General features: G+C 73.9%; 10 protein-coding genes. 3 read left to right on the plus strand and 7 right to left on the minus strand.

The window, feature by feature from the left end:
• Positions 1 to 164: 164 nt before the first annotated feature.
• The 4 genes from EAO77_RS21130 to EAO77_RS21145 all read right to left on the minus strand — a co-directional run bounded on the left by EAO77_RS21130 (position 165) and on the right by EAO77_RS21145 (position 3,842).
• Positions 165 to 542: an STAS domain-containing protein gene (locus EAO77_RS21130; protein ID WP_147989852.1), complete on the minus strand. Its 378-nt coding sequence runs from the start codon at positions 540 to 542 to the stop codon at positions 165 to 167.
• A gap of 179 nt (positions 543 to 721) precedes the next feature.
• Positions 722 to 1,003, minus strand: coding sequence for a hypothetical protein (locus EAO77_RS21135; protein WP_147989853.1), 282 nt, complete (start codon positions 1,001 to 1,003; stop codon positions 722 to 724).
• 569 nt (positions 1,004 to 1,572) lie between these two features.
• The gene (locus EAO77_RS21140; RefSeq protein ID WP_147989854.1) at positions 1,573 to 2,121 is read right to left on the minus strand and encodes a DUF6328 family protein; all 549 of its coding nucleotides are present in this window, start codon (positions 2,119 to 2,121) and stop codon (positions 1,573 to 1,575) included.
• Between the two features lie 65 nt (positions 2,122 to 2,186).
• Positions 2,187 to 3,842, minus strand: a complete 1,656-nt coding sequence (locus tag EAO77_RS21145) for an FAD-binding oxidoreductase (protein WP_147989855.1) — start codon at positions 3,840 to 3,842, stop codon at positions 2,187 to 2,189.
• Between the two features lie 68 nt (positions 3,843 to 3,910).
• Between EAO77_RS21145 and EAO77_RS21150 the strand changes: the two genes are divergently transcribed.
• From EAO77_RS21150 to EAO77_RS21160, 3 genes are all read left to right on the plus strand, one after another.
• On the plus strand, positions 3,911 to 4,564 hold the full coding sequence (locus EAO77_RS21150; RefSeq protein ID WP_261994075.1) for a TetR/AcrR family transcriptional regulator: 654 nt from the start codon (positions 3,911 to 3,913) through the stop codon (positions 4,562 to 4,564).
• A gap of 267 nt (positions 4,565 to 4,831) precedes the next feature.
• A complete protein-coding gene (locus EAO77_RS21155; RefSeq protein WP_147989856.1) occupies positions 4,832 to 6,028 on the plus strand; it encodes an NAD(P)/FAD-dependent oxidoreductase in 1,197 nt (398 codons plus the stop codon).
• A gap of 184 nt (positions 6,029 to 6,212) precedes the next feature.
• The gene (locus tag EAO77_RS21160; protein WP_187283340.1) at positions 6,213 to 7,166 is read left to right on the plus strand and encodes a sigma-70 family RNA polymerase sigma factor; all 954 of its coding nucleotides are present in this window, start codon (positions 6,213 to 6,215) and stop codon (positions 7,164 to 7,166) included.
• A 67-nt stretch (positions 7,167 to 7,233) separates the two neighbouring features.
• Here the strand turns inward: EAO77_RS21160 and EAO77_RS21165 are convergent, their stop codons facing one another.
• The 3 genes from EAO77_RS21165 to EAO77_RS21175 form a co-directional block, all read right to left on the minus strand.
• Positions 7,234 to 8,598, minus strand: coding sequence for a glutamate decarboxylase (locus EAO77_RS21165; RefSeq protein WP_147989858.1), 1,365 nt, complete (start codon positions 8,596 to 8,598; stop codon positions 7,234 to 7,236).
• 286 nt (positions 8,599 to 8,884) lie between these two features.
• The gene (locus tag EAO77_RS21170) at positions 8,885 to 9,874 is read right to left on the minus strand and encodes a TrmB family transcriptional regulator (protein WP_147989859.1); all 990 of its coding nucleotides are present in this window, start codon (positions 9,872 to 9,874) and stop codon (positions 8,885 to 8,887) included.
• A gap of 137 nt (positions 9,875 to 10,011) precedes the next feature.
• Positions 10,012 to 13,740, minus strand: coding sequence for a S8 family serine peptidase (locus EAO77_RS21175; RefSeq protein WP_147989860.1), 3,729 nt, complete (start codon positions 13,738 to 13,740; stop codon positions 10,012 to 10,014).
• Positions 13,741 to 13,853: the final 113 nt, after the last annotated feature.

Genomic DNA, 13,853 nt, shown 5'->3' on the forward strand with positions numbered 1-13,853 from the left:
CCAGCACGGCAGCGGACCCGGCCGACACGGGCGACCGACGCCGGCACGACAGCGGACCCGGCCGGGGCGGTGATGCCCGGCCGGGCCCGCGAGGTCCCGCTCGCCCGTAGCCGGCGGCGCGGATGCCCGTCGTGTGCGACGGGCATCCGCGCCGCCGGCTCGTCTCAGGCGGCCTGCGCGGCGGGCGGTGCGGCGAGGCTCCCGCACGCCCGCTCCAGGCTGGGGTGGACGGGGATCGACGCCTCTCCCCCGCCGGTGAGGGCGAGAAGGCGCCTGATCTGGTCCGGCGGCGAGACCAGGACGAGGGTGCCGCCCCCGTCCACGACCGCGCGGCGGTGGAGCCGGAGCAGCGCGTTGAAGCCCGAGGAGTCGCAGAAGCCCACCTCGCTCAGGTCGAGGACGAGCGCCGTGCCCTTGCCGACGGCGTCCAGGCCCCGCCGGTAGAGCACCGGGGCGGTCTGGAGGTCGAGTTCGCCCCGCGCGGCGAGGACGACGCAGCCGTGGTCGTGCCGGACGAGGTCGATGCTGACGGAACTGTTCATTCAAGGCCCTTCCGCCCGAGGTGAAGCGACACCGGTGTCCGCGCGCCCCGGCGTACGCCGGGGCACCGCTCGGCACTCGTCTACCTCGGTCCTGGTGTTCTACGCCTCGGTCCTGGTGTTCTACGCCTGCGCGGGCGGCCCCGGTACCGGCGGCCCGGGTGCGCCTCGGTTCGCCGGCCTCAGCGCCGGTAGCGGGTCGGCGGGAACGGGTCGCGTTCCCCCCGGGTGGCCGCGGTGGTCATCTCGCCCGTGCCCACCTGGCGTTCGACCTCGGCCCGTGCCTCGCGGTACACGGTGTCGGACTCCTCCGGCGCCCGGGCGGGCAGCCCGGCCTCGCGCCGGTCCCGCAGCGTGCGGCGCTCCAGTTCCGCCTCGTCGGGCCGCCGTGGCAGGCCCCGGCCCTCGCCACCGCGCAGCGGGTCGCTCCCGACCTCGCGGTTGGACTTGTGGTGATGCGCCATGCGTCCGCCTCCTCACTGGGCGCCGGGCCACGCCCTGCGCGGGCATGGACGCGGCCGTGGCGCCGTCCGTCCGTCGTTCCATCGTGCGCCGCCACGGGTCCTGCCGCGCGGGCGCGGCCAGGGCCTGCGACGATGCGCCGGCGGGAGCGTCGCGCGGCGCCCACGGGAGCGGCTGCGCCGGGACGAGGTCACCGGAGCCCGCTCCGCCGCGTCGGCCGGTGACACCGCCGCCCGCACGGCGAGCCGGACGGGAGAACGCCGACGCACCCCGTCAGCGGGCACGGGAGCGGGTCGAACAGGCCGGCCTCCGGATGTCCGCGGCTTGAGCAGCGGCTCGCCGCGTCGCGCGAGGAGTTCCGCTCCCGCGGCGCGGGCGTGGCGGGAGGGCCGGGCACGCCAGGCGGCGGGCCCCGTCCGTGGCAGGCCGACGTCGCGACGGCGTGGGCCGCCGGGCGGCCGCCCTTCCGACGGTGGGTGACGGCGGAGCGCGCGAGGCGGCGTGCCCGGGACGGCCCACGAGGAGGCTCCCGCGGCGCACAGCGCCGCGGGAGCCTCCTCGTGGGCCGTCGTCAGCGCGGGCGGCGGCCCGCCCTGCGGCGGATGCGGAGAGGGATGACGACCCAGCAGACGGCGAACCAGAACATGACGGTGGCGACGAGCGCCGTGGCCGCCGCGCCCGGCAGGACCACGTCGAGTATCAGCATGAGGGTGCAGCCGATGGTGAGGGCCAGCATCACCATGCCGCAGGCCATGAACCGCCCGGCCGCCTGGACGACTTCGTGCTTCATGCGCAGCCCGGACAGGATGCGGTGGATCGCCACGGGCGCTATCAGCGCCGCGGTCGACGAGGCGCCCAGCACGACCGTCGCCACGTACAACCCCTGGTCGAAGCCGTCCAGTTCGCGGAAGAGCGGGGTGAAGGCGACACTCAGCAGGAAGCCGAAGAGGATCTGCACACCGGTCTGCGCGACCCTGGTCTCCTGGAGGATCTCGTTCCAGCGGCGGTTCACCCGCTCGTGCGGGGTCTCCGGTTGCTCCCGGTCCGAACCGTCCGCGTCGTGGGGGCCGTTCGGCTCCGCGCGGTCGATCTCTCTGTCGGGGTGGTCGGTCATCGTCATGCGTCCTCCTCCAGGTGACTCTGCGGCTACCCGGCCGCCCGCCGGATACGCCCTCCGGCCTGCAGTCATCCCTGACTCCGCCGCCGGGCCGCGCCTCGCCGCCGTGCGGCGGCGGCCGGCGGATCGACGAGGACGCCGGGGTTGAGGATGCCCCCGGGGTCGAGCGTCCCCTTCACCGCGCGGAGGGCCGCGGCGAACGGTTCGGGGCGCTGGCGGTCGTACCAGGGCCGGTGGTCGCGGCCGACCGCGTGGTGATGGGTGATGGTGGCGCCCGAGGCGATCAGCGCGTCGGATACCGCCGCCTTGATCTCGTCCCACTGCTCCACCGTCCTCCCCCATGTGCCGGAGGCGTACACGCCGAAGTAGGGTGCCGGGCCGTCGGGGTGGACATGGGTGAACCGGCAGGTGACGACGCCGGTGACACCGGCCCGGCGCATCGCGTCGCGGGCCGCGTCGTCCACGGCGGCGCGGACGGTGCCGAACCGGTCCCAGGTGCACGCGGTCTCGAAGGTCTCCACGATCATGCCCTGGGCCGCGAGCGCGTCGCGCTGGTACGGCATCCTGAGGAACGAGGAGCGCCAGGTGTCGGCCGCCGTGCCGGCCCGGGGGCGTTCGCCGCCGCCCTCGGTGAGGCGCACCGGTCCGGTCGGGGTCCCGCCGTGGTCGCGGCACAGCTCCAGGGCGCGTTCCGCCCGGGCGGTGACGGGGTGGTCCGCGGACTCGAAGCCGAGCACGAGGACGGCTGTCGGGGACCCGGCGTTGAGCTGCGCCTCCATGGGGTCCAGGAGGCGGCAGTTGGCGGGGTCGAGTCCGGACTGCGCCACAGCGCGCACCGCGTCCACGCCCTCCTCGTACCGGGCGAAGGCCACCGACGCGTCCGCCCGCAGGCGGGGGCGGTCCTGAAGGCGGACCCAGGCGCGGGTGATGACACCGAGGGTCCCCTCGGAACCGAGGAACAGCCGGTCGGGGGACGGCCCGGCTCCCGAGGCGGGCAGCCTGCGGGACTCGACCGTGCCGGACGGGGTGACGACCCGGAGCGATTCGACGAGGTCGTCGATGTGGGTGAGCGTCGTCGCGAAGTGGCCTCCGGCCCGGGTGGCCAGCCAGCCGCCGAGGGTGGAGAACTGGAAGGACTGGGGGAAGAAGCGCAGGGTGAGGCCGTGCGGCCGCAGTTGCTCCTCCAACGCCGGGCCGAGGACACCGGCCTGGACGAGTGCGGCCCGGCTGGTGCGGTCGACCTCCAGGACCCGGTTCATCGCGGTCAGGTCCAGGCTGACGACGCCCCTCCAGTCGCCGTCGATCCTCGGCTCGACGCCTCCCACCACCGAGGAGCCGCCCCCGAAGGGGACGGCCGCGATGCCCGCGTCGCCGCACCAGTCGAGCACCTGCACGACCTCGGCCTCCGACGTGGGCCGCACGACGAGGTCGGGCACGTGCGGCAGCCTCCCCAGCAGCGCCCTGACCACATCGCGGAACGCCTGCCCGTGACTGTGCGCCAGCCGGTCCCGTATGCCGTCGCAGGCGAGCGGCGCCAGTGCCCGCGGCGCCCGGATCCTGCTCGGGCCCACGCCGAACGCCTCGACGGGCGGCGGCTCGTGCACGGTCAGGTCCGCGCCCGGCAGCAGTTCCGCGACCCGGCGGGTCAGCGCGTCGCGTTCCGCGCCGGTGACGGCGTCCTCGACGTTGCCCCATCCCCACCAGGAACGCGTCCCGCCTCGCACGATCCGTCCACCACCGATCTGAACCAGGGGTAAATTACCGATCGGTCAATCTGGCATAGGATGCCGCCATGGGCAAGGAGGACGGGCGAAAGAGGGTCACCAGCGGCGCGGGCACCAAGGGCATGCCCCGCAGGGAGCGCGAGCTGCTGATCCTCGAAGCGGGGGCGGAGGAGTTCGGCGCCAAGGGGTACGCGCGCGGTTCGACGGCGGCGGTGGCCGCGCGGGCGGGGATCAGCAAGCCCATGATCTACGAGTACTTCGGGTCCCGGGACGGCCTCTACCTGGCCTGCCTGGACCGGGCGGGATCCCGGCTCGTCGCGGCCGTGGCCTCGGCCCAGGACGGCTCACCGGACGCCGCGCGTGCCACGCGCACCATGGAGGCGATCTTCCGGGCGCTCGAATCCCGTATGCGCGACTGGGAGCTGGTCCACGACACCACGCTGCCCGAAGGCGGCGACCTGCACACGGCGGCCGTCGTCCACCGGCGGGAGCTGAGCCGCATGGGAGCGGTCGGAGTGGCCGAGGTCCTCGGCGCCGCCGCGGTCACCGAGCCGCTCGACGCCGATCTCGCCACGCACCTCTGGTACGGGACGGTGGGCGCCGCGATCCGCTGGTGGCGGCATCACCCCGAGCAGTCCGCCGACGAGATGGCCGCACGCTTCGGGCGGGTCGCCGGAGCCCTTCTCGCACCGGCCGGGGGCGGATCGCCGTCGGCGGGGTGAGCGGCATCCCGGCACCGGGCGTCCGGCCGGCCCCCACCGCCGATCGGTCAGCCGCTGCGGTGGAGGGCGTCCGTGGCGCAGGGCGGGCCCGGCGAGGAGCGTGCCGGGGCCGCCCAGCGCCGCGGACGCCCACGCACTCGGCAGCTGAGCCGAAGGCCGGGTGGAGGGCCACCACTCGTATGACCCACGTCACAGATGATTCCTGTCAGACTTCGCGGCGCTGTCCCGTCAAGTCACCGGAAGCAAGCGACTCGACAGGAGCGGGACATGAAGCATCGCATCGTCGTCCTCGGTGCCGGCTACGCCGGGGCCCACGTGGCCGGGTCCCTGGCCCGCCGGCTGTCCCCGGGGGACGTCGGGATCACCGTCGTCAACGCCGAGCCGGACTTCGTCCAGCGGCTGCGGCTGCACCAGCTCGCGGCCGGTCAGGAGATCGAGGCTCCGCGGCTCGCCGACGTCTTCGCGGGCACGGGGATACGGCTGCGCCTGGCCCGGGTCACCGCCGTCGACCCCGAACGCCGGGCCGTCACCGTGGCCGACGCCGCCGGCGGCGGGGAGATCGGTTACGACACGCTGGTCCATGCCCTCGGCAGCCACGGGGCCGACCACGGCGTCCCCGGCGTGGCCGAGCACGCCTTCGACGTCGCCGGCCGGCCGTCGGCGCGGCGTCTGCGCGAGCGCCTGGACGTTCTGAGCAGGCGGGACGAGGGGGGCAGTGTGCTGGTCGTCGGCGACGGGCTGACCGGGATCGAGACCGCCACCGAGATCGCCGAGTCCCGGCCCCGCCTGTCGGTGACGCTGGCCGCCCGCGGGGAACTGGGTGCCAGGCTCTCCGCCGGGGCCCGCGGCCACCTGCGCCTGACCTGCGGCCGCCTCGGCATCACGGTGCTGGAGAACACCGCCGTCGCGGCCGTCGAAGCGACGCGAGCGCTGTGCGCCGACGGCACCGTCCTGGCCTCGGACGCCACCGTGTGGACGGCCGGGTTCGCCGTCGGCGACATCGCCCGCGTCGCCGGGCTGGAGGTCACCGAGGACGGGCGGATCGTCGTCGAACGCACCATGCGGTCGGTCTCGCACCCGGACGTCTACGCCGTCGGCGACAGCGCCCACGCCGTGGGCGACAACGGCCTGCCGCTTCCGATGTCCTGCGCCACGGCCGGCTACACCGGCCGACGGGCCACGGACGCGATCGTGGGACGCCTGACCGGCCGCGAGACCGCGGACAGCAAGCTGGAGTACCTGGGCAACCACATCAGTCTCGGGCGGCGGGACGGGATCCTGCAGATGGTCGACGGCGAAGGGCGGGCGAAGCCGACGTACATCGGCGGGCGGAAGGCCGCGCGCATCAAGGCGGGCGTCCTCGCGATGTCGCTGTGGGCCACCTCGCACCCGACCTTCGGTCTGCCCAGGCGCAGGCACCGCCTGACCGCCGTCGCGCCTGTGTCCGCCGGGGCGGTCGTATGACCCGCCGTCCGCGCCGCGCCCCGCGGTGTCCCGGGTCCGGGCGTCACCCGGCGCGTGGTCGTCGCCGGCGCGCCCACCGCGGCACGCGCCCGCCGCCTGACACGGCGCACCCGACGGCCTTCCGGCGACCCGTGCCGTGAGACATCCGCATCCTCCCCATCCGAGCGCACCTGAGGTGGTCCGCGTGGACAGCACCGCCACTGACCGTTTCGACACCGGCCGGTTCGAGGCCGGCCGGAACAGGCTGGCCTCCCTCGCGTACCGGCTGCTGGGCTCCGCCACCGACGCCGAGGACGCCGTGCAGGACGCGTTCCTGCGCTGGCAGGCCGCCGACCGCCGGCGGATCGAGGAGCCGGAGGCGTGGCTGACCAAGGTCGTCACCAACCTGTGCCTCGACCGGCTGCGCTCCGCACGGACCCGCCGCGAACGCACCGTCGGCGCCTGGCTGCCCGAACCCCTCCTCGACGGCGACCCGATGCTCGGTCCGGCCGACACCTTCGAGCAGCGCGAATCGGTCTCCCTGGCCGTGCTGATGCTCATGGAACGCCTCTCACCCGTGGAACGGGCCGTCTACGTCCTGCGCGAGGCGTTCGCCCACGGCCACGCCGAGATCGGGGAGATCCTCGGCATCACCGAGTCCGCGAGTCAGCAGCACCTCCACCGGGCCCGGCGCCGCATCGGCGCCGGGCGCCGCCCGGGCGGCCGTGCCGACCCCGCATCGGCCCGCGGCATCGTCGAGGAGTTCCTCGCCGCAGCCTCCTCCGGCCGCACCGAACGCCTGGTGGCACTGCTCACCGACGACGCGACCGCGATCTCCGACGGCGCCGGCCTGGCCGCGAAGCTGCTCCGGTTCGACACACCGCAGCGCATCGCCTCCGTCGTACGGGCCGGTTTCACACCCACGCCGGCGAAGCGGCGGCTCGCCGGCGGCACGCCCGCCCTCCACTACGCGGTCGTCAACGGCGCCCCCGCCATCCTCTTCGTGCCGGGCGACCGCGTCGTCGGCGCGGTGACGTTCGACATCGCCGGCGGCAGGATCGCCACCGTGCGCGGGATCGCCGCCCCCGCCCGTCTCGTCCGCCTCGCCGGCGCCTGGCGGCAGCACGAACCGGAGGCGCCGCTCGTCGCCGAGTGGTGAACGCGGCGCCGGCCGCGGCCCGTTCGGTGCCGGCGTCACGAAGGGTCCCGGCACCGGCGTCCGCGCGTCAGTAGCCGGTGCCGGCCTTGACCCGGGCCCGCTCGGCTTCGTGGGCCGAGCCCTTGTCGTCCAGGGTGCGGCACGCGTCCTCGATGTCCTGGCTCAGGCGGTCGACCTGCTCCCTGCTCAGGGTCTCCTTGACCAGGGCTCGCAGGATCTTCACGCGCTGCGCGTCGGGCGGGAGCGTGTAGGCGGGGACCATCCAGCCCCGCTCGGCGGAGAGCTGCCAGGCGATGTCGGACTCGTCGTAGGCGTGCTTGCCGGCGAGACGGAAGGCGACCAGCGGAAGCTGTTCGAGATCGCTGCCGATCACTTCGAAGCGGCCGCTGCCGCTCAGGTTGTCCGCCAGGGCGCGGGCGTTCTCCTGCATCATCTTCATGACGTAGGTGTAGCCCTGCCGGCCGAGCCGTACGAAGTTGTAGTACTGGGCGAGCACCATCGAGGCACCGGTGGAGAAGTTCAGCGTGAACGTCGCGTCCCTCTTGCCCAGGTAGTTCTCGTAGAACACGAGGTCCTCGGCGAGGTCGGACTCCTCGCGGAAGACCAGCCAGCCGATTCCCGGATAGACCAGGCCGTACTTGTGTCCGGAGACGTTGATCGAACGGACCTGTTCCAGCCGGAAGTCCCATGGCGAGTCCGGGTAGAGGAAGGGCCACACGAAGGCCCCGCTGGCACCGTCGACATGGATCGGGATGTCGAGGTCCCGCTTTCGGCGGATGTCCCGCAGCAGTGTGTCGATCCCGACCACGTCGTCCTTGTGACCGGTGAAGGTGGTGCCGAGGACGGCGACGACCCCGATCGTGTTCTCGTCGAGGTGCGGCTCCACGTCCTCCGGGCCGATCGTGTACTTGCCCTCGGACAGCGGCACGATGCGCGGTTCCACGTCGAAGTAGCGGCAGAACTTCTCCCAGACCACGTGCACGTCCCCGCCGAAGACCAGATTCGGCCGGTCGGCCGGCAGGTTGGCCGCCTGCCGGCGTTCGCGCCACTTCCACTTCAGCGACAGGGCTCCGAGCATGATCGCCTCGGACGAGCCCTGGGTGCGGCATCCGGTCGTTCTGCCCGGAGCGTGGAAGAGGTCGGCGAGCATGCGCACGCACCGCTGCTCGATCTCGGCCGAGATGGGGTATTCCGCGTGATCGATGAAGTTGCGGTGGAGGTTCTCGGCGATGAGGCGCTGCGCCTCCGGCTCCATCCATGTGGTGACGAAGGTGGCGAGGTTGCGCTGCGGGTCGCCCTCCATGGCGAGATCCACGTCCACGAGCCGCATCGCGTCCGTGGCGGACATGCCTCCCTCGGGAAAGGCGTCCGAGGGAGCGGGCGCGGTCAGGAATCGGTTGCCGAAAAGGGCCGCGTCGTCGCGCTTGGTCATACGGCGATTCAAACAGCGTCCGCGCCGCCCGGATGAGGGACACGCCGCGGCCGAGCGGCGGGACGCCGCTCGCGCAGGTGGGCCCGCGCGGCGGTCCCGCCCACGGCACCGCGGCGCGTCACCCGGCGCGCCGCACGGGGGCGGGCCCGCTCGCCCCGGACGTCTCACCAGTCCCCGGACGAGGAGCGGGTGGTCCTCCCCGTCACGTCCGGCCTCCGAGGGGCGGACCAGCCACCCGTCTTCCGCTCCTTCGGCCCGGGCCGGAGGCACGGGAGCCCGCTCCCGGTCACACGGGCTCCGTCCAGCCGTGACGGACGGCGTGGGCGCCCAGCTGCATCCGGGTCCGCACACCTGCCACGTCCATGAGGCGGCGCAGGCGCCGGTGCAGCGTGCGGGGCGACAGCCCGAGTTGGGCCGCGGTGGTCAGGTCCGTGAGGCCGGCCAGGAGCAGTGTGAGGATCTGCCGGTCGAGGTCGCTCGGCCCCTCCTCGCCGCGTTCGGCGGCGATCTCCCCCGCGCCGGCGCCCGGCAGCTCCAGCGGGCGGGCCGCGCGCCACACCGTCTCGAACAGCGCGTCCAGCGCTTCGAGCAGGCCGCTGCGGTGCAGCAGCACGGCCCCGGGCTCCCCGGCCGGTGTGACCGCGAGCGGGACGAGGCCGAGGTCGGCGTCGGCCAGCACGAGTTTCATCGGCACCTGGTCGGCGACCCGCAACTGCACCCCGTTGCGCAGCGAGTCCATCGCGTCGTGGACGATGCCCGGCTCCGCCAGCACGGCCCGGTCCAGTACGGCCCGGAAGCGGACTCCCCGGCCGAGAGCCATGGGCTCGGCCGTGTTCTCGTCGGGAGGCAGGGCGACGAACGGCGCGGTGATGAAGGAGCGGACCTCCGTGCGGGCCGCCTGCTGCACCTGGAGGAAGCGATGGCGGATGGCGTCGACACCCGTGACGACCTCGATCAGATCGCTGATGCTGCTCCCGGTCATGGCCGCCCGGTGCTCCTCGGCGAAGCTCGCGAGGGCCTGTTCGGCCGTCCGCAGCCCGTCCCGGCGCTGGCTGATGAGGGCTCCCAGTGCCACCGCCGGCGGCGCGGCGGTGAAATCGCCGTCGGGCGAGCCGGTCACCAGCCCCCAGCCCACCAGCCGGGTCAACGCCCCCTCGACGCGGGGCACCGGCACTGCGAGCGCGCCGGCGAGCAGGGGGGCGGGGGAGCCCGGCCGTCCGAGCAGCGCCCGGTAGACGCGCTCGTCATCGGCTCCGAGGCCCAGGACATCCAGCATCGGCGACCGACTCTCCTCCGTTTGCCGCAGCGGGGAGAGTATGCGCCATGGCGGCAGACCCCCGGAAGTCCCTGGTGGGGGAGGTGCCGACGGGAAGGGCCCCGGGGCGTCGCCGCCCCGGGGCCCGTCGGTGCGGTTCATCGCAGACCGTACGCCCGGATGATCTCGTTCTCGACGCCGAAGCCGCTGTCCGTCGCGGCACTCGCGCGCAGCGAGACGAAACCACCGGCCTTCGGCGTCCTGAACACCCCGGTCCAGGAGCCGTCGCCGGCCTTCGCCAGGGTCACCTTCCGCCAGGTGGCGCCGTCGTCGTACGAGACGTCCAGCGTCACCCGGGTGACGGTGCCCGGCACGGTGCCGCGGCCCATCGACACCGGCGAGAGCGCGATCCGCTGGGTCGCGTTCGTCCTGAGGTCGCCCCGCAGGTCCGTCTCCAGCCGGTAGTCCAGGTTCAGCACCGGGAACGGCTCGAAGGAGTCCGAGTCGACGGTGCCGGAGCGGAAGGCCCACTCCGTGTGGGTGCGCGTGGACAGCCGGAAGAGGTCGCCGGGCCGCTCCACGTCGAGCACGGCGCGGTAGGGGAGGTCGCCCGGCGGGACCTCCTCCCACTGCATGTCTCCGCTGACCGGGTTGTCGTGGATCAGTGTGTCGCCCTGGTAGATCCGCAGGTGGGAGGGGGTCTCGCCCCAGGGCAGGTAGCCGCCCAGCCGCATGGTGCCGCTGGCGGAGGCCCAGGCCTGCACGTTCCACGTCATGTGGTTCTGCCAGCGGGAGTTGTACACGCCGAAGGACTCGCTCTGCGCGGGCCGGGTCGCCGGAGCGAACCAGTCCAGCCGGGTGGTGCTGCCCTTCGCGTAGGTGTTGTCGCCCGACACCATCGACCACGGCAGGGCCGTGTCGACGCCCTGTGTGTGGAACTCCCGCCAGACCTGGCCCGGCGTCACCCACTCGGTGCGGGTGCCCGGGTGCTGTTCGCGCTCGGGGAGGTTGAACGACGGGCTGAGGGTGAAGTCGGACCGGTAGCCCTCCGCGGCACGGGTACCCGCGGCCGCGTAGTAGCGGGCGTCGATCCGGGCGAGGTCGGCCCGGGACGGCTTGTAGACGAGCGCGCGGTCCGGCACCCGGCCGGGGTAGTCGCGGGTCAGGTCGTAGACGAACGGCGTGTGCTCGGTCTGCTCGACCGTCAGCCGCAGGACACCGGCCCTGGCCACGGCGACCAGGGTCCTGCCCGCGTCGCGGTGGACGGCGGCGACCGGGACGGCCGACTCCCCGACGTACTCCATCAGCGGGCCGACACCGTCGTTGACCACGATCAGCGCCTTCGCCCCGGCCTCGGCCGCGGCCTCGGCGCGCTCCTGCGGCGAGACGGCGTCGCTGCGCTCGACGACCGCGACCCTGCCCTCGGCCTTCGTCCTCGCGTACGCCGCCGCCGAGCCGTCGCCCGCGTACACGACGCCCAGCGTGTCCCTGGCGGTGCCCAGGGCACTGCCCGCCTGCACCCGCGCGTCGAAGCGGAGCAGTCCGCCCAACGCGCTCAGCGCGAGCTGCGGTTCGCCCTTGCGCCAGCGGGTGGTCAGGATGAACTCGCCCCGCTCCATGGTCTCGGTCGGCGCGACGTAGACGTCGTCGTACGTGGGCGGCAGCACGTAGGCGCTGCGGTAGTCCAGGTACGGGTCGTGTCCCGCGTAGTGGACGTTGAAGTCGACCTTCCGCTGACGGTCCTCGGTGCGCTGCGGCGCCTCGGTCTCCAGGAGACGAGCCTTGCTCGCGTCGAGCACGACCTCGGCCGACCCGCCCTCCAGGACGGTCTCCGGGTCGACCAGCACGGCCAGACCCGAGCGGTCCGCCTTCTCTCCGGCGACATCGAGGTATCCCGCCACCGTGTACAGACCGGGTGCCATGCGCATGGTCGTCGAGCCCTCGACGTAGACCGACCACGGCCAGACGTCACCGGCCAGGTTGATGCCGACCCAGCCGGAGGCGGGCTTGCCGTCGCGGCCGACGAGCGTGATGTTCAGGTCGTATCGCTCCTCCTCCCTGAGCAGCGCCACGGACGTGCGGGTCACCCGCTGCCCGGTGGCGGCGTCGGTGGCGACGACGTATCCGGCGTGCCGGCCCGCGGAGGCGGTCCGCGGGTCACCGGTCACCGGCACGGCGGCGATGCCGCCCGCGGGGACGGTCACCGAGGAGGCCCCCAGCGTGAAGGGCCCCTCGCCGCCGGTGAGCGCCAGGTCCAGGGTGACGTCCGCGGAACCGGTGTTGGTGAACGTCAGATCCTTCGTGACGGCCACGTCGCCCGGCTCGTGCGGCCAGGTGTGGTTGCCGAAGAAGAGCGATCCGGTGGCACGGACCGAGGTGCGCACGGCGGCGGCCACGTCGAGCCGGCCGGTGCCGACCTCGTACGGCGAGTACCCGCCGTCCAGGCCCTTCGCGGTGCTCGTCAGATGCTCCTTGAGCTGCGCGCCGGTCCAGTCCGGGTGCTGCTGGGCCAGGACCGCCGCCGCGCCGGCCACGTGCGGGGTGGCCATCGAGGTGCCGCTGATCGTGCGGTACGGGCCCTCGCCGCCGTCGGTCATCTCCTGCGAGCGGGCCGCGGTGATGTCCACGCCGGGGGCGGCGATGTCCGGCTTCATGCCGCCGGACACGGCCAGCGGGCCGGTGCTGGAGAAGGACGCGAGCCGGTCCTCCTTGTCCGTGGCGGCCACGGTCAGTGCCGAGGCCGCGGCCCCCGGGGCGGAGATGCTCTCGGGGCCCGCGTTGCCCGCGGCGACGACGAACAGCGTGCCGTACCGCTCCGAGAGCGCGTCGACGGTCTGCGACATCGGGTCGCTGCCGTCGGTCGGGTAGGAGTCACCGAGGCTCATGTTGACCACGTCCGCGCCGGATTCGGCGGCCCACTGCATGCCGGCCATGACCCACGAGTCCTGACCGGAGCCCTCCGCGCCGCCGAGCACCTTGCCGACGAACAGGTCGGCGCCGGGCGCGACGCCCTTGTGGTCGCCTCCCGACGCGGCGCCCGAGCCGACGATCGTGCCCGCCACGTGTGTGCCGTGGCCGTTGACGTCGGTGACGCCCTCGCCCGGCACGAAGCTGGCCGTGCCGTCGATCAGACCGGCGAAGTCGGGGTGGCCGACATCGATGCCGGTGTCGAGCACCGCGACCTTCACGCCCTTGCCGGTGTAGCCGGCCGCCCAGGCACCGGGCGCGCCGATCAGCGGCACGCTCTCCTCGAGGCTGGGCTTCACCCGGCCGTCGAGCCACAGCTTCGCCACGCCCGCGCCCAGCGTCGAACTGCCCTGCGGCGCGACGGTGTTCCAGAAGGTGCGGGTCCGGCGCTTGTCGGTGCTGAGCACGGCGCCGCGGATGCCCTCCAGTCTGCGGGTCAGCCTGCTGCCCCGGGGGGCCGCCGGCTCGGCGGCCGCGCGGGAGGTTGTCCCGGAATACGTCGCGATCAGCGGCACCGCCGCCGAACCGGCGTCGTCGTAGCCCATCTCGATCAGGTCCGTGACGTTGAACAGCCGCTTGTCGAGCCTGCCCGCGCCCAGCAGCGGCGCCGCCTCGTCGGGGACGACGAGCAGATCGCCCTTGATCTTCTGGAGTTTCACGCCGCCGACGGCGCCGACCGGCCGGTCGACGTCGGCGGTCTGCCGGCCGTCGGCCGCCGTGGTGACCGTGACGACGTCCCCGGTGACCAGGGTGACCTTGTGGGTCGCCGAGGGCTCGGCGGGGACGGCGGGCCGTGCCGGGGCGGCCTGTGCGGGCGCCTGCAGGACGGTGAGGACCGAGGCCAGCAACGGCACCGCGACGGCTGCGGAGACGAGCCGTCGCCCGCGCCGGAAGGCGGAGGGCTGAGAGGGGGAGGACATGGCACGGGTCTATCCGGCCGCGGGCACCGCCGGACAGGCCTTGCCGCGGCAAGTCCTCGCCATGGCAAGGACTTGCCGGTGACGAACCGCGCGAAGCCGGACGGGAGGGGGCG

This window comes from Streptomyces sp. T39 (assembly GCF_008042045.1).
Classification (GTDB): Bacteria; Actinomycetota; Actinomycetes; order Streptomycetales; family Streptomycetaceae; genus Streptomyces.